The following is a 17,353-nucleotide window of genomic DNA, read 5'->3' as shown; positions in this document are numbered from 1 at the left end:
TGTCAAGTGATTTTTTCAGAAGTTTTCAAGGATTTCCTTAACAACTTCAACCACTTGCGCTTCAGATCTCTCATCAGCGGGAGGCGAATTCTACAGCGTTACACRCTGCTGTCAACACCTCTTTTTCAACTTCCTTTGCGCTTCGATGACCTGAAGCAACCACTGCCGAAAACMGCRTAACTCTTTGTTTACCAAGGAGTTTTCCGTTTCGACTGCGCCGGAAGTGGGGCGAATTATAGGCCTCCAGAATCTGCCGTCAACCACTATTTACGCCTTTTTGGCAGAAGAGGCCTTTTTAGCCATTAAGCGCGGGATTCGACGGGCTAAAGGCGGTAGCCGCAGCACTAACAGCAGCGCACCTATAGATGCATAGATCGCCCACTCCTTCAGGTCCGCACGCACAATCCAGAGCATATGCAGCAATCCGAGCCCAAGAACTACATAACCCAGGCGATGTAACTTCTTCCAGCGAACACCCAATCGTCGCTGACTATATCGATTGGACGTCACCGCCAATGCCAGCAAACCAAGAAAACCCAGCGCCCCGACAATAATGTAAGGCCGCTTGCGCAGCTCGACACCCAGCTGCGACCAGTCAAAACCAAGAATGAATGCGCAGTAACTACCGAAGTGGAGCAGCACATAGGCAAAACACCACAACCCCAACTGTCGCCGTACGGCAAACCACCCCGACCAACCGGCGAGCTTCTGCAAAGGCGTCATGCTCAACGTTACAAGCAGCAGAACAAGTGCCCCCAAACCCAATCGATCGACCAGCACCTTGCCTGGATCCGGCCCGAGGAGATCTCCCCAAGCCTGGTACAACCACAGCAGCGGCCACACCAACGCCACGACAAAGACTCCGATACGCCAAAACGGATGGCGCATCAGTAATTCTTCCTCAGGTCGAGCCCCGTATATAGAGAAGCGACTTCTTCTGAATAACCGTTGAACATTTGCGTGTCGCGCACATTGGGCTTGAACAAACCGCTGGGCAAGCGGCGTTCACGAGCCTGAGTCCAGCGAGGATGATCAACAGTGGGGTTCACGTTCGCATAAAAGCCATATTCATCCGAAGCAATACTCTGCCAGGTGGTTTTCGGCTGCTCACTGACCAGACTGATGCGGACGATGGACTTGATGCTCTTGAAGCCATACTTCCAAGGCACCACCAAACGCAGCGGCGCGCCGTTTTGATTAGGTAATTCACGCCCGTACATTCCAACGGCAAGAATCGCCAACGGGTTCATCGCCTCATCCAGACGCAGCCCTTCTATATACGGCCAGTCGATCAAGGCAAAACCGGAACGCTGGCCCGGCATGCTTTTGGGATCCTGCAGGGTTTCGAAACGGATGAATCTGGCTTTCGAGGTCGGCTCGACCTCCTTGAGCAAGGCCTGGAGGGGAAAACCGATCCAGGGAATGACCATCGACCAGGCTTCCACACAACGCAGTCGGTAGACTCGCTCTTCCAACTGATACGGTTTCATGAAGTCTTCCAGCGCATACCGCCCTGGCTTGCCCACCTCCCCGTCCACCACCACCGACCACGGCTCCGTCTTCAGCGTGCCGGCATTGGCGGCCGGATCACCTTTGTCGGTGCCGAACTCGTAGAAGTTGTTGTAGTGGGTCGCATCCTTGAAAGGCGTGATCGCCTCATCCTTGACGTTGATCGCACCCCACCTGGTAGCCGGAAGCTTTTCGCTGAACCAGGAAGGGGCCTTGCCGGACTCAACATCCGGGTAGCGCGCACTGTCGCCAGCGCTGGCCCATTGCGGCAGGCTGCCCAGGGCGAAGCCGGCAACCGTGGCACCGAGCACATTGCGCCGAGATAGATAGAGGGATTCAGGCGTGACGTCCGACTCATGGCAGTCGGACGCTTTGGAGACTTTGATCAGCATGGTTACTCCGCAGCTCTGGAGGACAGATGCACCCATAGACTGCGGAGTATGAGGGAAATTACACGCTCTTGTTACGACGAAGACGTAACAGGTATTGAACCGGGCCCGAGGCTGCATAGGCGAGAAACACCAGCAGCAGGATGCGCGGCGGATCACTGAACACCACTGCGAACACCAGCACCACAGCGAGGATTGCCACGAACGGCACACGGCCTTTCAGGTCCAGCTCCTTGAAGCTGTTGTACTTGATGTTGCTGACCATCAGCATGCCGGCCGCAGCCACCATCAACGCAACCAGGAAAGACATTTTGGAGCCCTGGATGCCGTAATCGCTGAACGCCCAGACAATGCCCGCAACAACACCCGCCGCCGCGGGGCTGGCCAGACCGATGAAATAGCGCTTGTCCGCCGTACCGACCTGAGTGTTGAAGCGCGCAAGACGCAACGCCGCACCCGCTACATAAATGAAGGCGACCATCCAGCCAACCTTGCCCATGTCACCCAGGGCCCAACCGAAGGCCAGCAATGCCGGCGCAACGCCAAAGGCAACCATGTCCGACAGCGAGTCATATTCGGCGCCGAAGGCACTCTGGGTATTGGTCATGCGGGCAACGCGACCATCGAGGCCGTCGAGCACCATGGCAACGAAAATCGCGATGGCGGCAAAAGCAAAGTACTTGCTCGCATTGACCGAGTCGCCAGCGCTCAAGGCAGCCTGCGCACTCATCGAGTTGATGATGGAATAGAACCCTGCGAACAGGTTCGCAGTGGTGAACAGATTCGGCAGAAGATAGATACCACGATGCCGGACTTTACGACCTTCAGCGTCATGCCCTTCCTCGACATGTTCATCGATGGGCAGCAGGCTTTCGGCGTCAGAAGCCTGGTTTGGCTCTTCGGGGCGTTCGCTCATGGACATTACCTTGCAACGGGGTGGAAAGTTTGGACAGGTGTCTGGGACGACGGTTCGGCCGCAAACGATGCAGCTTTATACCAGAACCGGCCTCCCAAACGAAAAAACGCGGCCTAAGCCGCGTTTTTCGTACAAGCGCGTGACTTAGTTCTTGGCTTTGTCGACGATCTTGTTGGCACCGATCCACGGCATCATGGAGCGCAGTTGCTCACCGATGATTTCGATACCGTGAGCGGCGTTGTTACGACGCTTGGCGGTCATCGAAGGATAGCCGGTAGCGCCTTCGCTGATGAACATCTTGGCATATTCGCCGTCCTGAATACGTTTCAGGGCGTTGCGCATGGCCTGACGGGACTCGGCGTTGATGACTTCCGGGCCGGTCACGTATTCGCCGTATTCGGCGTTGTTGGAGATCGAGTAGTTCATGTTGGCGATACCGCCTTCGTACATGAGGTCAACGATCAGCTTCAGTTCGTGCAGGCACTCGAAGTAGGCCATTTCCGGCGCGTAGCCAGCTTCAACCAGAGTTTCGAAACCGGCTTTGACCAGTTCAACGGTACCGCCGCACAGAACGGCTTGCTCGCCGAACAGGTCGGTTTCAGTCTCGTCCTTGAAGGTGGTTTCGATGATGCCGGTACGACCGCCGCCAACGCCGGCAGCGTAGGACAGAGCGACGTTCTTGGCGTTGCCCGAGGCGTCCTGGTAGATAGCGATCAGGTCAGGGATACCGCCGCCCTTCACGAACTCGGAACGTACGGTGTGACCTGGGGCCTTCGGCGCGATCATGATCACGTCGAGGTCAGCGCGCGGCACAACCTGGTTGTAGTGGATCGCGAAGCCGTGGGAGAAGGCCAGGGTGGCGCCTTTCTTGATGTTCGGCTCGATTTCGTTCTTGTACAGGGAGGACTGGAATTCGTCCGGGGTCAGGATCATGACCAGGTCGGCAGCCGCGACAGCGGAAGCAACGTCGGTCACTTTCAGGCCATGGGCTTCAGCCTTGGCAACGGTAGCCGAACCTTTACGCAGGCCGACAGTCACGTCAACGCCCGAGTCTTTCAGGTTGCACGCTTGAGCGTGGCCCTGGGAACCGTAACCGATGATGGCAACTTTCTTGCCCTGGATGATCGACAGGTCGCAGTCTTTATCGTAGAAAACTTTCATGAATTTCCCCTATATCAGGCCGTTCAGGCCGTTCGCTAATTTGGTTTAGATGCTGAGTACTTTGTCGCCGCGGGCAATGCCGGTCACGCCACTACGGACGGTTTCCAGAATCGAGGCGGTGCCAATGGACTGAATGAAGCTGTCGAGCTTGTCGCTGGTACCGGTCAGTTGAACGGTATACACGCTGGCGCTGACATCGACGATCTGTCCACGGTAAATATCGGTAGTGCGCTTGATCTCGGCGCGCTGGGCGCCGGTGGCCTTGACCTTGACCAGCATCAGTTCGCGCTCGATGTGAGCACTCTCCGACAGGTCGACCAGTTTTACCACTTCGATCAGCTTGTTCAGGTTCTTGGTGATCTGCTCGATGATTTCATCGTGGCCAACTGTGGTCAGCGTCAGACGCGACAGGGTCGGGTCTTCGGTTGGCGCCACGGTCAGGCTTTCGATGTTGTAGTTGCGCTGCGAGAACAGACCAACCACACGAGACAGAGCGCCAGGTTCGTTTTCCAGAAGCAAGGAAATAATGTGCCGCATGATTAGGTACGCTCCGTCTTGCTCAGCCACATATCGCGCATGGAGCCGTCTTTGATTTRCATCGGGTAGACGTGCTCGCTGGTATCGACCGAAATATCGATCACTACCAGGCGATCTTTCATGGCGAACGCCTCTTCCATCTTCGACTTCAAATCTTTCGATTCGGTGATGCGTACGCCGACGTGACCATAGGCCTCAGCCAGCTTGACGAAGTCAGGCAACGACTCCATGTAGGAGTGCGAGTGACGGCTGCCATAGCTCATGTCCTGCCACTGACGAACCATGCCCAGCACGCCATTGTTCAGGATGACGATTTTTACCGGCAAACCGTATTGCAGACAGGTGGACAGTTCCTGAATGTTCATCTGGATGCTGCCCTCGCCCGTTACACAGGCGACGTCCGCATCCGGGAAGCTCAACTGAATGCCCATGGCCGCAGGGAAACCGAAGCCCATGGTGCCGAGGCCACCAGAGTTGATCCAACGGTTCGGCTTGTTGAACTTGTAGTACTGCGCGGCGAACATTTGGTGCTGACCCACGTCGGAGGTCACAAAGGCGTCGCCCTTGGTCACTTCGCACAGGGTTTCGATCACGGTTTGCGGCTTGATCTTGCTGCCGTCGCCCTTGTCATACGGGAACAGGCCGCGATCACCGCGCCACTCGTCAACCTGCTTCCACCAGCTGGCAACGGACTCCTTGTTCGGGGTCTCGCCGATTTCCTTGAGGATCGCGACCATTTCAGTCAGGACGCTCTCAACCGGACCCACGATAGGCACGTCGGCCTTGATGGTCTTGGAGATCGAAGCCGGGTCGATGTCGATGTGAATGATCTTGGCGTTCGGGCAGAACTTCGACGCACCGTTGATGACACGGTCGTCGAAACGCGCGCCGACAGCGAGGATCACGTCAGCATGGTGCATCGCCAGGTTGGCGGTGTAGCTGCCGTGCATGCCGAGCATGCCGATGAACTGACGGTCGGTGCCAGGGTAGCCACCGAGGCCCATCAGGGTATTGGTCACTGGCAGATTGAGCATCTTCGCCAGTTCGGTCAGTGGTGCGGAACCGCCACCAAGGATCACGCCGCCGCCCGAGTACAACACGGGACGCTTGGCCGCCAGGAGCATTTCTGCCGCCTTGCGGATTTGACCGGAGTGACCGCGAACAGCCGGGCTGTAGGAGCGCAACTTGGCTTTTTTCGGGAAGACGTATTCGAACTTCTCGGCCGGGTTGGTCATGTCTTTCGGGATATCGACAACGACCGGACCAGGACGACCGGATTGCGCCAGGTAGAACGCTTTCTTCATGACTTCCGGGATTTCCGACGCGTGCTTGATCATGAAGCTGTGCTTCACGATCGGCCGGGAGATACCGATCATGTCGGTTTCCTGGAACGCATCGGTACCGACCATGGTGCTCGGCACCTGGCCGGAAATGATCACCATCGGAATGGAGTCCATATAGGCCGTGGCGATACCGGTGATGGCGTTTGTTGCACCAGGACCGGAAGTTACCAGTACCACACCGGCTTTACCGGTGGCACGGGCGTAGCCGTCAGCCATATGGGTAGCCGCTTGCTCGTGACGAACCAGGATGTGGGTCACTTCCGGTTCTTTGAACAGGGCATCGTAAACATGAAGAAGAGCACCACCCGGGTACCCGTAGATATATTTGACGCCTTCGTCGCGCAAAAAGCGGACGAGCATCTCACCGCCAGATAAAAGCTCCACGTTGCTCACCTCTAAAACGCCAGAATACCGCCCACGAAAAACGGGACGGGTCTTAATAGGTTTACTTCTCGGCAGAGCATGAGCGACGGTGGTCGCCGACTACGTCAGCACTGACTGAGCAAGTATTGGGATCGTCCCAAGTGTTGCGGGCTTTTCCCACCCAGCGCGAGGTAACGCGTTGCGGGTGTAACAGGTCGACGCGGATATGCGCCTCATGATCTGCTGAGAGGGTCTGCTTCTGGCAGTCCCTGTACAGCGGACTTTGGATTCTTCTGTTTCGTCCCTCGCAAGTCAAGCCGTCTAAGTGTTTTATTCTAGTAAGCACATGAGAACGCAAGAAAAAACCCATAAACCGCCAGCGCGTTAGCTCCAATTGCGCAACTTTTGCCAAGAATTGGCACGCGAACGCACTGACGCAGCATCGGCCAATGACATACAGAAAGTGATTGTGGATAACTGCCAGCGGGCGCTGGCAGCTTCTGGCTCAGCGAGACGCCGTGATCAACTGATCAAACTGTTTGAGCAATACCTGCAACTGCCGATCCTTGCCCTGGACATTGCGACCGGCAAAGACCATTTCAGCCATTTCCTGAATGCCCGAAGCGTTGGGTAGCGGCAAATCCTGCTCAAGGATCATCTTCATGCGTGGCAGGAAGATCCATTGCAGCCATTGCTCGAAATCCAGTGTATCGACCGAAAAAGGCTCGACACTGGAAAGCGCTTCAGCAGATGGCGAGACTTCATCCCACCACCCTTGCACCCGCAACTCACGCTCGATCAACAACAGTTGATCGGCGATTTTTAGAAAGCGCGCGTCCATCACCCCGTTACCTTGGCCTTCTGACGAGCCAATGCCGCGCCCTGGGAGTCACCCTGTTTTTCACGCGCCTGGCCAATCAGCTCCCACAAGTTGGCCTGTAGGGCCGGACGACCATTGGCAAAGGTCAGCCCACGGCGAGCGAACTGCTCGGCTTGGGCCGCATCGCCTTGAGCCATGCGCACCTGCGCCAGACGATAAAGCACCTGCGGCTCACGCGGGGCAACGCGCTGGGCGCGCTCGAGGCTGGAGGAGGCGCCATTGAGATCACCGCTCGCCTGTTGCTGTTGAGCGGTGGTCAGCAAGGCCAATACCGGGCCGTCGAGTTGCTCGTCTGCAGAAAGTCCGCCCGAACTGGCCGACGGAATCCCGCTTGGCGACGACGGCATGTTGTAGCTGCCCTGATTGATCGGCGCCGACTGGACCGGCGACGTGTCAATTGGCCCCGGCGTGATCGGACCCGGGGTTATCGGCGTGGTGCTGATCGGAGTTGAAGTCGTTGCAGCGCCTGGCACCATCACCACTACACCGCTGTCACCTTGCGGAATCGCCTGGGTCCGGGACTGACCCTGTGCAGGGCGCTTGACGGTCGTCTGGCGGAAGCCGCCATTGGCCGAGATCCGCTCACTGTTGGACACGGCGGTGCCGGAGTCCACGACCGGAATCGAGCCACGTTGTACGGTGGAGCAACCGCTGAGCAAAGCTACGGCGGCAACCGCTGGAATCAACCACTTGTTCACTTGAAACCCTCTTTGCTTAATTCATCCAGCCCTTGACCCAATCCATCACCGACTCAGCAGGGTTTTCACCACCGCAAGCAGCACCGGGAGGCGGTTCGCTGCCGCGAATATACGGCATCTGCACGGCACCTGGGCAACCGGCGTCAGAACCTTGCCCGGTACGGGAATCGACCCAGGCCTGAACAATATTATCCGGCTGCGGCATGTCCAGCGGCAACGGGTCGGCCTTGCGCATGAAGCTGGTCCAGACCTGCAAGGCTCCGGTGGCGCCGGTAAAAGGCGTCTTGCCGTTGTCATCGCGCCCCAGCCAGACCACCGCCAGCAAGTCCTGACTGAAACCGGCAAACCAACTGTCCCGCGAGTCGTTACTGGTACCGGTCTTACCCGCCAGGGTCAGGGTCCTTGGCAACACGTTGTAAACCGAGCTGCCGGTACCTTCACGCATCACGCGCTGCATGGCGCTCTGGATCAGGTAAATGGAGGCCGGATCGAAACGCTGCTGAATCTGGAACGGATAACGCTTGAGCGGCTCGCCCTCGGCAGTCAGCACGCTACGAATCCCGCGCATCGGCGTATTGAAGCCGCCGTTGGCGAGGGTCTGATACATGGTCGCCACTTCGATTGGCGTCATGCCACCAGCCCCGAGCAACATCGACGGGAAGGCCGGGAATTCACGAGTCACACCCAGGCGCTCCAGCGTCTTCAGGACGTTGGGCACACCGACCGCCAAACCGAGACGCGCGGTCGACAGGTTGTAGGAATGCGCCAGGCCTTGATAGAGGAAGACCGTACCGTGAGAACGACGATCGTAGTTCTGCGGTTTCCAGACCTGACCATCGGCGCCCTTGACCGAGAAGGACTCGTCCGACAGCCAACTGGTCAATGTGTACTGACTCGGCTTCTCCAGCGCGGTCAGATAAACCGCCGGCTTGATCAGCGAGCCGATCGGCCGCACCGCGTCCAGCGCCCGGTTGAACCCGGCAAAACTGGCCTGGCGACTGCCGATCATGGCCTGCACTTCACCGGTCTCCGGGTTGGTCACGACCATTGCCGCTTCGACGTCATCGGAACCCTTGCGCCCCGACAGACGCTTGAAAGTGTCGTTGACCGAGGCCTCAGCCTTCATCTGCAGGATCGGGTCGAAACTGGTGAAGATCCGCAGCCCTTCCTCGGTCAAGTCTTCGTCGCGATAGTCTTCGCGCAACTGACGCTTGACCAGATCGAGGAAGCCGGGGAACGAGCTGTCCGCCAGACTGCCGCGCTTGGTCACGCCCAGCGGCATTTTCTTCGCCGCCTCAACCTGCTCGGCGGTAGCGACGCCCTGCTCTTGCAGCACATCGAGTACCAGGTTGCGCCGCTCAAGGGCGCGCTCCGGATTACGGCGCGGATTGTAGGAGGATGGCCCCTTGACCATGCCCACCAGCAGTGCGACCTGATGCAGCTTGAGCTCGGCCAGCGGCTGGCTGAAGAAGAACTGACTGGCCAGACCGAAACCATGCACTGCGCGCTGGCCGTCCTGCCCGATAAACACTTCATTGAGGTAAGCCTCAAGGATTTCGCGCTTGTCGTAATGCAGTTCAAGCAGCAGCGCCATCATTGCTTCGGTGAGTTTGCGGCTCAGGCTGCGCTCGTTGGTCAGGTAGAAGTTTTTGACCAATTGCTGAGTCAGGGTACTGCCGCCCTGGCGCATGCGGCCGGACGAACCGTTGACCCAGACTGCACGGGCGATCGACTTCGGCGAAACACCAAAGTGATGATAAAAATCGCGATCCTCGACCGCCACCAGCGTTTCAAGCAAGTACGGTGGCACCTGATCGATCTTGATCAGGATCCGGTCTTCGAGGTTTTTCGGGTACAGACCGCCGATCAGCAGCGGCTCCAGGCGCACCACCGACAGTTTCGAGCCTTTTGCTCCCGACAACTCGGCCACGTAATCGCCGGAGAAACGCACCCGCACCGGTTGTGCCTGCTCCATGCCTTCATAGAACTGGAAGCCACGGGTGTTCAGATCAACGACATTACCGTTGACCGACGCCGCGCCCGGGCCATTGGCCACGCTTTCACGGCGATAGCCCAAGGCATCGAGTTCGGTCAGGAAATCGTCCCTGCTCAGCTTTTGTCCGACAAACAGCTCGAGCGGACGCGCGTAAACCTTGGCCGGGATGGTCCAGCGCTTGCCGGAGAACTTCTCCTGGACGATAGCATCAAGGTAAACAGCGAATCCGGCCAGCACTACCAGGCCGACCAAACTGAGTTTAATGGCCCAGCCCAGCCACGGGCGCAGGCCCCTGGAGGGTGGTTTTTTTGGGGTACGGGGAGTTCGGGTACGAGTCATGGCGGCGGATTATACGCACTTTATTCATACTCAACAGGAGCGCTCCGAGGTTTGCGCCAAGCGGACTTACGGCCATAATGACGGCCTTGATTTTCCAGACTCTGAAGGATCGCCTGTGAGCCAGTCCCTGATCGCTGCCCTGCAAAACCCTGCCCTCTACCCGCATCCTGTAGACGGATTCCAGGTCATCGAAACCCATATTTCCTGGGTCGTTCTCACGGGCCCCTTCGCTTATAAAGTGAAGAAGCCAGTCAATTTCGGTTTTCTCGACTTCACCAGCCTTGAGGCTCGCGAACACTTTTGCGCCGAAGAACTGCGCCTGAACCAGCGCCTGACCGAAGATTTGTACCTGGAAGTGCTGCCCGTCACCGGCAGCGCCGAGGCTCCGCAACTGGGTGGCGAAGGCCCGGCCATCGAATATGTACTGAAAATGCGCCAGTTCCCGCAAAACGGATTACTGAGCACCCTTCAAGCCAATGGCGAACTGACCACCGCACACATCGACGAGATGGCCGAGCAAATCGCCCGCTTCCACCTCAGCGCACCGAAAGTACCGGCCGGGCACGAAGCAGGCACACCGGACAGCGTCATGGCACCGGTGCGGCAGAACTTCGAACAGATCCGTCCGTTCCTCAGCGATAAAGCCGATCTGTTGCAACTCGACGCCCTGCAAGCCTGGGCCGAAAGCAGCTTCGAGCGCCTCAAACCGCTGTTCGCCCAGCGCAAGGCCGAAGGTTTCATTCGTGAATGCCACGGTGATATCCACTTGGGCAACGCTACCGTGATCGACGGCAAGGTCGTGATCTTCGACTGCATCGAGTTCAACGAACCGTTTCGCTTTACCGACGTTTATGCCGATACCGGCTTCCTGGCGATGGACCTGGAAGACCGCGGCCTGAAGTGCCTGGCGCGCCGCTTCATCAGCCAGTATCTGGAGCTGACCGGCGACTATCGCGGCCTCGAACTTCTGAACTTCTATAAAGCCTACCGTGCACTGGTTCGCGCCAAGGTCGCCCTGTTCAGCATGCCGGCCGAAGCCAGTGCGGTGCAGCGCGCCACGACCCTGCGCCAGTACCGCAACTACGCCAACCTGGCGGAAAGCTACAGCACCATTCCTTCGCGCTTCATGGCCATTACCCACGGCGTTTCCGCAGTCGGCAAGAGCCAGGTCGCCATGCGTTTGGTCGAAGCCCTGGGCGCGATTCGCTTGCGCTCCGATGTCGAGCGCAAGCGTCTGTTCGGCGAGCAAACCGTCGAGAATGACGTACACGCCGGCATCTATAGCGCCGACGCCAGCGCGGCGACCTATGCCCGCCTGCACGAAATCGCCGATGTCATTCTGCGTGCTGGCTTCCCGGTGGTGGTCGACGCTACTTATCTCAAGCGTGATCAGCGTGACAGTGCAGCGAAGATTGCCGAGGCCACGGGCGCCCCTTTCCTGATCCTCGACTGCAATGCGCCTCAGGCCGTGATCGAAAGCTGGCTGGCCGCGCGCCAGGCAGACAAGAAGGACCCGTCCGACGCCACCCTGGCTGTTATCGCAGCCCAGCAAGCCAGCCGTGAAGCGCTGACACCCGCAGAAATCCTCTGCAGCAAGCGCGTCCAGACCAATGAAAGCGGGACGCTCGATACCGTTGTCGCGCAAATTCGCCAGCGTCTTCCGGGCCTGTAAGAAACCATTTCAGTCGTGAGGCCCGCGCTGGCTTCACGACTGTCAAATAGTGGCACTATACTGGCGTCATAAAACCATCAGGTGATGCGACATGAGCCAGCCCAAACTTCTCGACACACCGCTTTATGCCCTGCTGCACAAAGACGACATCAGAGGCTTCAACAGTGAGCGCCCCAAGGATGGCCCCATCGATATGGTGGGTGGAGACTTCCGGGGGCTGGACCTGCGCGAACTGAATGCCGACGGTGTGGATTTCAGCAACGCCTACTTCCGCTCCGCCGACTTGCGCGGCATCGACTTCAGCAAAGCGAACCTGGAAGGCGCGAGCCTGGCCCACGCACAAATCTCCGGCGCCTACTTTCCAGTGGAGCTCAGCGCCGACGAAATCCTGATGTCGATGAACTTCGGCACACGATTGCGCTATCGCACCCGCTGATAAACGTCGCGGACTGACACGTCCAGCGCCCCTCGTTGCGCTGGACTGGGGGATGCTTACCCGTAATTCATGACTATTCCCCGCCTATTCCTCCCGCGTTCGCGGATTTTTCACACTCTGCCAATGCCCGTCTCTTAGAAGCATTTGCGTCGAATACCAGCAAACAATCACGCGTTTCCTACTGATGGCTACACTCCTCAGAAGATTGCCCACGCTCTCCATTCGGCCATCGCAAGGAGGCTTGATGAATGATGAACTGCAACACCTGAAGAATCTTGGCAAGACGTCAGCGCAATGGCTGCATGCCGTGGGCATCCATAGCGCTTCGGACTTGCGTCGCCTCGGGGCGGTGGATGCTTACCGGGCCGTGCGCACGCGCGGTTTTCGGGCGTCCAAGGTGTTGTTGTACGCAATTGAAGGTGCCCTGATGGACGTTCACTGGAATGACATCCCTGCCGAGCGCAAGGAAGCATTGAACAAACAACTGGAAGCCATTTCTTCACGCCACAAGAACTGAGCCGACAAATATTTCCGAAGTTTTGCAACCTGAAACCCAATGATTACGGGGCCTGCAGAAGTAATTTTGGTGAATCGCCAAGAAATCAAAAAACAGCGGTTGACTTGGTAATGAGAATCGATATGATTATCACAACTGGTCGCGAGACTGGTCGATATTCTGAAAAGCCCTTGGTTCGGACTCTCGGATTATCTCCTCATCAGGCTAATCACGGTTATTTGACCCGGCTCTTGCCGGGTCTTTTTTTGCCTGTTGAAAAGTACTGACGGAGTCCGGCGATGGATGCTCCATGCAGAGCACGGCGACACAGGTGTGTCAGGCGCATAAACAGCTTTCTTCAAAGGTTTCCCGGGCATCGAAGAAGCAGGCCAAGTATCCTCGTCGACAGGCACTTGTACCCTACGGGCAAGACGGCCCTTTGATAATTGTTAGTATTTGACCGTCAAGCTCGGACATATCTGCTCACGAGTTGCGGGACCGAGGATAGACATGAAGTTGCTTTGCGCAGGTGCCGAACTGGTCAATGACAGCAGTCGCGGGTTCGACATTGATGGCCAAAAGTTTTTTGCGGTGCGCCGCAGCGGACAGGTTTATGTCTATATCAATCGCTGTCCGCACCGGGGCGTCGGCCTGGAGTGGCATCCCGACCAGTTTCTCGACCCCAGCAACAGCCTGATCCAGTGCGCCACCCATGGCGCACTGTTTCTGATCGAAGACGGTGAATGCGTCGCCGGCCCTTGCGCGGGGCAAGCCTTGACCGGCGTGACCTGTCGCGAGGATGAACAAGGGATCTGGATCAGCCTTTAGCCACCCGGCAACACGTCCAGACGCCGGTCGACCCGCATTTCTTCGTGGCTCAACCGCACACCGTAAGCCAACACTTCGACCCCACAGGCCACAGCTTCACGCAAGGCCTGCGCATAAGCCGCATCGATTTCCTGCGCCGGGCGCACGGCCTCGATATCGGTCAGGCAGACACAGTACAACTGCACTGCGCGAATACCGTCCCTGGCCAGATGGGCCAGCTCMCGCAGATGCTTGGCGCCACGCTGGGTGACCGCATCGGGAAACGCCGCCACCGCCGTACCGTCGAAACCCAGGGTCACGCTTTTGACTTCGACGTAGGCCGGCCCGTCGGGATAATCAAGGCGGAAATCGATGCGACTGTTTTCCTGACCGTAAGCCACTTCGCGCTTGAGCCCGGTAAAGCCGTTCAGTTCTGTGATGACACCCGCTCGCAGCGCCTCTTCGATCAAACCATTGGCCCGGGCAGTGTTCACGCAAAACAGCCGCCCTTGCGGGGTTTCACCAATCTCCCAAGTGCCAGGCAACTTGCGTTTCGGGTCGCTGGAGCGGCTGAACCAGACCTGCCCGCCCTCGACCTGACAATTGAGCATCGAGCCCGTGTTCGGGCAGTGAATGGTCAGCAACTCGCCGTCAACGGTTTCGATGTCGGCGAGAAAACGCTTGTAACGACGGATCAGGCGACCTTCTTCGAGGGGAGGATGAAAATGCATCAGCCTTGCCAGCTCCGCAAACCACGAGCGATACGTTCCACCGCCTCCTGCAAACGCTCAAGATTCTGCGTATAGGCGAACCGCACGTGATGCCCGGCCTGATAACGCCCGAAATCCAGCCCCGGGGTGAATGCCACATGTTCGGTTTCGAGAAAATGTTTACAGAACGCGAAGGCATCGCCGCCGAATTTGCTGATATCGGCGTACAAGTAGAAAGCCCCTTCTGGCTCCACGGCAATGCCGAACCCCATCTCTCGCAAGGCCGGCAGCAGGTAATCCCGGCGCCGACCAAATTCGGCGCGACGCTCTTCGAGAATACTGATGGTTGCTGGCTCGAAACAGGCCAGCGCAGCGTACTGCGCCATGCTCGGAGCACTGATATAGAGATTCTGGGCAAGTTTTTCCAGCTCACCGACGGCAGCGTCGGGGGCCACCAGCCATCCGAGCCGCCAACCGGTCATCCCGAAATACTTCGAAAAACTGTTCAGAACGAATGCACTGTCGTCGACTTCCAGCACGCTGGCCGCATCGGTGCCGTAGGTCAGGCCGTGATAAATCTCGTCGACCACCAGATGACCGTGGCGCTCCTTGATCGCGACAGACAGCTTCGCAAGCTCGTCGCGGGTCAGGATCGTGCCGGTCGGATTGGCCGGCGACGCCACCAATGCACCAACACTGTCGTGATCCCAATGACGTTCGATCAGTCCAGGCGTCAACTGATAACGCACATCCGGACCGACCGGCACCAGTTGTGCCGCGCCTTCCACCAATCGCAGGAAGTGCCGGTTACATGGGTAGCCCGGGTCCGCCAGCAGCCAGTGTTTACCGGGGTCTACCAGCAAAGCGCTGGCCAGCAGCAACGCGCCGGACCCGCCAGGTGTGATGAGGATGCGCCGCGGGTCGATGTTCAAACCGTAACGCTGCTGATAAAAGCCCGAAATGGCCTCACGCAGCTCAGGAATACCGCGCGCGGCGGTGTAACGGGTCCGCCCTGCCGCCAGAGCAGCCTGGCCGGCCTGGATGATCGGTTCGGCAGTGGTGAAGTCCGGCTCACCGATTTCGAGGTGGATCACGTCATGGCCGGCCGCCTGCAACTCGTTGGCTCGCGCCAACAGCGCCATTACATGGAAAGGTTCGATTGCGCGACTGCGGGCACTGTAGGGCTGAGCCATTGGCCTTCCTTCAACGGGAAAAAAAACGATTCTACCCAAGCGCAGGAACGAGCGAGAACCTAATGCGGTCAGAGGCCTTATAACTCCCGGCCGCAAACGACTCAAGCGCGAGCGCAAGGTTTGACTAAAATCAATAATTGAGCAGGGTTCCAGAGCCACCAGTCAACGGTTTGTCATCATTGGCAAGCACCCTGTGCCGCGAGCTCGACATCCGGGAGTAGCGCGGCCCGAGTTGATCTGGTAAGTTCGCCCGCTTGCAGCCGCAGGGCCGGCAGGTGCCGGTGATGGAGCAATCCTGCGCAGATGGATTACAAGAGTAGAGGCGGTCTATTTCATGTCCACCCAAGCAAAGCAGCAAAACCAGACGATCAGCGGCTTCGAGCCCTATGTTCAGAAAGCCGGCGAAGAGTACATGGGCGAGCCCATGCGCAAGCACTTCACCAAGGTTCTGAATCAGTGGAAAAAAGAGCTGATGGAAGGTGTCGACAAGACCGTGGACCACATGAAGGACGAAGCGGCCAACTTTCCTGATCCGGCAGACCGTGCCAGCCAGGAAGAGGAATTCGCCCTCGAACTGCGTGCCCGCGATCGTGAACGCAAGTTGATCAAGAAGATCGACAAGACACTTCAGCTGATCGAAGACGAAGAGTACGGCTGGTGTGAATCCTGCGGCATCGAGATCGGCGTCAAGCGCCTCGAAGCGCGTCCTACCGCCGACCTGTGCATCGACTGCAAGACCCTGGCGGAAATCAAGGAAAAGCAAGTCGGCAAATAATTGCGACTTGAACGAAGAACGGAGCGTGCGAACGCTCCGTTTTTGTTTCTAAAATTCGCCTAGGCAAAACACTGTGGGAGCGAGCCTGCTCGCGAAGGGTCCATCAACTTCAACATTGATGCTGGCTGATACACCGCTTTCGCGAGCAGGCTCGCTCCCACAGGTGCCTGGCGCAAGTCCGGAACAAGTGATATTGCATTCATGACCGCCACCTCCCCCACTTACATCGGGCGCTTTGCCCCCACGCCCAGTGGCCATTTGCATTTCGGTTCTCTGGTCGCAGCGCTGGCCTCGTACCTCGATGCGCGCTCGGTGGGCGGACGCTGGCTGATGCGCATGGAAGACCTTGATCCGCCCCGTGAGGAACCCGGCGCCCAGGTGGCCATTCTCAAGGCACTGGAAAACTATGGCTTCGAGTGGGATGGCGACCTGGTTCGCCAAAGCGAACGGCACGATGCCTACGCCCAGGTGCTCAATCGCCTGTTCGATCATGGTCTGGCCTACGCCTGCACCTGCTCGCGCAAACAGCTGGAGCCGTATCACGGGATTTATCCGGGGCTGTGCCGCAATGCCGGCCATGGCGCCGACGATGCGGCCATCCGCCTGCGAGTACCGGAACTGGAATACCACTTCATCGACCGGGTGCAGGGCGAATACCGCCAACATCTGGGCCGGGAAGTCGGCGACTTTGTGATCCGCCGCCGCGATGGACTCTACGCCTATCAATTGGCCGTGGTCCTGGACGATGCCTGGCAGGGCATCACCGATATCGTTCGGGGTGCCGACCTGCTGGACTCCACGCCCCGCCAGCTCTACCTGCAAGAACTGCTCGGCCTGCCTCAACCGCGTTATCTGCACATCCCGCTGATTACTCAGCCTGATGGCAATAAACTGGGTAAATCCTACCGCTCGCCGCCGTTGACCGATGATCAGGCAACACCGCTGTTGCTGCGGGCGCTACGCGCACTGGGGCAGAACCCGGGAACCGAACTGGCTTACGCCACGCCACGGGAAGTGCTGAACTGGGGCATTGCCCACTGGGATGCCTCGTTGATCCCGCGCACACTGAGCCTGCCCGAGGCACAGCTGCTGTGATCGCACTTGCAGTGGCGCGCCCATCCGTTACCATCGCC

The 17,353-nt window shown here is 58.3% G+C and carries 17 protein-coding genes; 6 read left to right on the top strand and 11 right to left on the bottom strand.

Going from position 1 to position 17,353, the window contains the following annotated elements:
- Nucleotides 1–267: 267 nt before the first annotated feature.
- The 9 genes from msrQ to mrcB all read right to left on the bottom strand — a co-directional run bounded on the left by msrQ (nt 268) and on the right by mrcB (nt 10,131).
- Nucleotides 268–888 (bottom strand): protein-methionine-sulfoxide reductase heme-binding subunit MsrQ, encoded by a 621-nt coding sequence (gene msrQ / locus AB4Z35_RS26515; RefSeq protein ID WP_442100344.1) that lies wholly within the window; start codon nt 886–888, stop codon nt 268–270.
- Nucleotides 888–1,901, bottom strand: coding sequence for a protein-methionine-sulfoxide reductase catalytic subunit MsrP (gene msrP, locus AB4Z35_RS26510; RefSeq protein WP_442100342.1), 1,014 nt, complete (start codon nt 1,899–1,901; stop codon nt 888–890). Before msrP ends, msrQ begins: the two co-directional genes overlap by 1 nt.
- A gap of 58 nt (nt 1,902–1,959) precedes the next feature.
- Nucleotides 1,960–2,814: a CDP-diacylglycerol--serine O-phosphatidyltransferase gene (gene pssA / locus AB4Z35_RS26505; protein ID WP_007995308.1), complete on the bottom strand. Its 855-nt coding sequence runs from the start codon at nt 2,812–2,814 to the stop codon at nt 1,960–1,962.
- Between the two features lie 144 nt (nt 2,815–2,958).
- Nucleotides 2,959–3,975 (bottom strand): ketol-acid reductoisomerase, encoded by a 1,017-nt coding sequence (ilvC, locus tag AB4Z35_RS26500; RefSeq protein WP_003228216.1) that lies wholly within the window; start codon nt 3,973–3,975, stop codon nt 2,959–2,961.
- 45 nt (nt 3,976–4,020) lie between these two features.
- Entirely contained in the window at nt 4,021–4,512 is a 492-nt protein-coding gene (gene ilvN, locus AB4Z35_RS26495) for an acetolactate synthase small subunit (protein WP_003205610.1), read from the bottom strand.
- A gap of 2 nt (nt 4,513–4,514) precedes the next feature.
- Nucleotides 4,515–6,239 (bottom strand): acetolactate synthase 3 large subunit, encoded by a 1,725-nt coding sequence (locus tag AB4Z35_RS26490; RefSeq protein ID WP_442100340.1) that lies wholly within the window; start codon nt 6,237–6,239, stop codon nt 4,515–4,517.
- A gap of 484 nt (nt 6,240–6,723) precedes the next feature.
- Entirely contained in the window at nt 6,724–7,059 is a 336-nt protein-coding gene (locus AB4Z35_RS26485; protein WP_104451440.1) for a YqcC family protein, read from the bottom strand.
- Nucleotides 7,059–7,796 carry a tetratricopeptide repeat protein gene (locus AB4Z35_RS26480; RefSeq protein ID WP_442100338.1) on the bottom strand — a complete coding sequence of 246 codons (738 nt, stop codon included), beginning with the start codon at nt 7,794–7,796 and terminating at the stop codon, nt 7,059–7,061. Before AB4Z35_RS26480 ends, AB4Z35_RS26485 begins: the two co-directional genes overlap by 1 nt.
- Before the next feature lie 16 nt (nt 7,797–7,812).
- Nucleotides 7,813–10,131: a penicillin-binding protein 1B gene (mrcB, locus tag AB4Z35_RS26475; RefSeq protein WP_007995312.1), complete on the bottom strand. Its 2,319-nt coding sequence runs from the start codon at nt 10,129–10,131 to the stop codon at nt 7,813–7,815.
- Nucleotides 10,132–10,246: 115 nt separating this feature from the next.
- On the opposite strand from mrcB, the gene AB4Z35_RS26470 reads away from it, so the two are divergent.
- The 4 genes from AB4Z35_RS26470 (at nt 10,247) to AB4Z35_RS26455 (ending at nt 13,563) form a co-directional block, all read left to right on the top strand.
- Nucleotides 10,247–11,803: an AAA family ATPase gene (locus tag AB4Z35_RS26470; protein ID WP_442100337.1), complete on the top strand. Its 1,557-nt coding sequence runs from the start codon at nt 10,247–10,249 to the stop codon at nt 11,801–11,803.
- A 91-nt stretch (nt 11,804–11,894) separates the two neighbouring features.
- Nucleotides 11,895–12,239, top strand: a complete 345-nt coding sequence (locus tag AB4Z35_RS26465; protein WP_108232430.1) for a pentapeptide repeat-containing protein — start codon at nt 11,895–11,897, stop codon at nt 12,237–12,239.
- A 244-nt stretch (nt 12,240–12,483) separates the two neighbouring features.
- On the top strand, nt 12,484–12,756 hold the full coding sequence (locus AB4Z35_RS26460) for a TfoX/Sxy family protein (protein ID WP_007971093.1): 273 nt from the start codon (nt 12,484–12,486) through the stop codon (nt 12,754–12,756).
- Between the two features lie 489 nt (nt 12,757–13,245).
- Nucleotides 13,246–13,563, top strand: coding sequence for a Rieske (2Fe-2S) protein (locus tag AB4Z35_RS26455; protein WP_442100334.1), 318 nt, complete (start codon nt 13,246–13,248; stop codon nt 13,561–13,563).
- Here the strand turns inward: AB4Z35_RS26455 and sfsA are convergent.
- A complete protein-coding gene (gene sfsA / locus AB4Z35_RS26450; protein WP_442100332.1) occupies nt 13,560–14,273 on the bottom strand; it encodes a DNA/RNA nuclease SfsA in 714 nt (237 codons plus the stop codon). The two genes, AB4Z35_RS26455 and sfsA, sit on opposite strands and share 4 nt — an antisense overlap.
- Complete coding sequence (locus AB4Z35_RS26445; RefSeq protein ID WP_413426296.1) at nt 14,273–15,445, bottom strand: pyridoxal phosphate-dependent aminotransferase; 1,173 nt, start codon at nt 15,443–15,445, stop codon at nt 14,273–14,275. The genes sfsA and AB4Z35_RS26445 overlap by 1 nt, the downstream gene beginning before the upstream one ends.
- Before the next feature lie 334 nt (nt 15,446–15,779).
- Between AB4Z35_RS26445 and dksA the strand changes: the two genes are divergently transcribed.
- Together dksA and gluQRS are read left to right on the top strand one after the other, a co-directional pair.
- Entirely contained in the window at nt 15,780–16,220 is a 441-nt protein-coding gene (dksA, locus tag AB4Z35_RS26440) for an RNA polymerase-binding protein DksA (RefSeq protein WP_007995322.1), read from the top strand.
- A 201-nt stretch (nt 16,221–16,421) separates the two neighbouring features.
- Nucleotides 16,422–17,315 carry a tRNA glutamyl-Q(34) synthetase GluQRS gene (gluQRS, locus tag AB4Z35_RS26435; protein WP_442100329.1) on the top strand — a complete coding sequence of 298 codons (894 nt, stop codon included), beginning with the start codon at nt 16,422–16,424 and terminating at the stop codon, nt 17,313–17,315.
- The last annotated feature ends 38 nt before the right edge of the window (nt 17,316–17,353 follow it).

The sequence above is a fragment of the Pseudomonas sp. KB_15 genome (assembly GCF_052114525.1).
Classification (GTDB): domain Bacteria; phylum Pseudomonadota; class Gammaproteobacteria; order Pseudomonadales; family Pseudomonadaceae; genus Aquipseudomonas.
Note: the sequence above shows the minus strand (reverse complement) of the source record. Positions and strands in the feature narration are given on the sequence as shown.

Bases quoted from the DNA above. Each gene is read 5' to 3' on its own strand.
- msrQ (WP_442100344.1), bottom strand. From the start codon at position 888: ATGCGCCATCCGTTTTGGCGTATCGGAGTCTTTGTCGTGGCGTTGGTG.
- msrP (WP_442100342.1), bottom strand. From the start codon at position 1,901: ATGCTGATCAAAGTCTCCAAAGCGTCCGACTGCCATGAGTCGGACGTC.
- pssA (WP_007995308.1), bottom strand. From the start codon at position 2,814: ATGAGCGAACGCCCCGAAGAGCCAAACCAGGCTTCTGACGCCGAAAGC.
- ilvC (WP_003228216.1), bottom strand. From the start codon at position 3,975: ATGAAAGTTTTCTACGATAAAGACTGCGACCTGTCGATCATCCAGGGC.
- ilvN (WP_003205610.1), bottom strand. From the start codon at position 4,512: ATGCGGCACATTATTTCCTTGCTTCTGGAAAACGAACCTGGCGCTCTG.
- AB4Z35_RS26485 (WP_104451440.1), bottom strand. From the start codon at position 7,059: ATGGACGCGCGCTTTCTAAAAATCGCCGATCAACTGTTGTTGATCGAG.
- mrcB (WP_007995312.1), bottom strand. From the start codon at position 10,131: ATGACTCGTACCCGAACTCCCCGTACCCCAAAAAAACCACCCTCCAGG.
- AB4Z35_RS26465 (WP_108232430.1), top strand. From the start codon at position 11,895: ATGAGCCAGCCCAAACTTCTCGACACACCGCTTTATGCCCTGCTGCAC.
- AB4Z35_RS26460 (WP_007971093.1), top strand. From the start codon at position 12,484: ATGAATGATGAACTGCAACACCTGAAGAATCTTGGCAAGACGTCAGCG.
- AB4Z35_RS26455 (WP_442100334.1), top strand. From the start codon at position 13,246: ATGAAGTTGCTTTGCGCAGGTGCCGAACTGGTCAATGACAGCAGTCGC.
- AB4Z35_RS26445 (WP_413426296.1), bottom strand. From the start codon at position 15,445: ATGGCTCAGCCCTACAGTGCCCGCAGTCGCGCAATCGAACCTTTCCAT.
- dksA (WP_007995322.1), top strand. From the start codon at position 15,780: ATGTCCACCCAAGCAAAGCAGCAAAACCAGACGATCAGCGGCTTCGAG.
- gluQRS (WP_442100329.1), top strand. From the start codon at position 16,422: ATGACCGCCACCTCCCCCACTTACATCGGGCGCTTTGCCCCCACGCCC.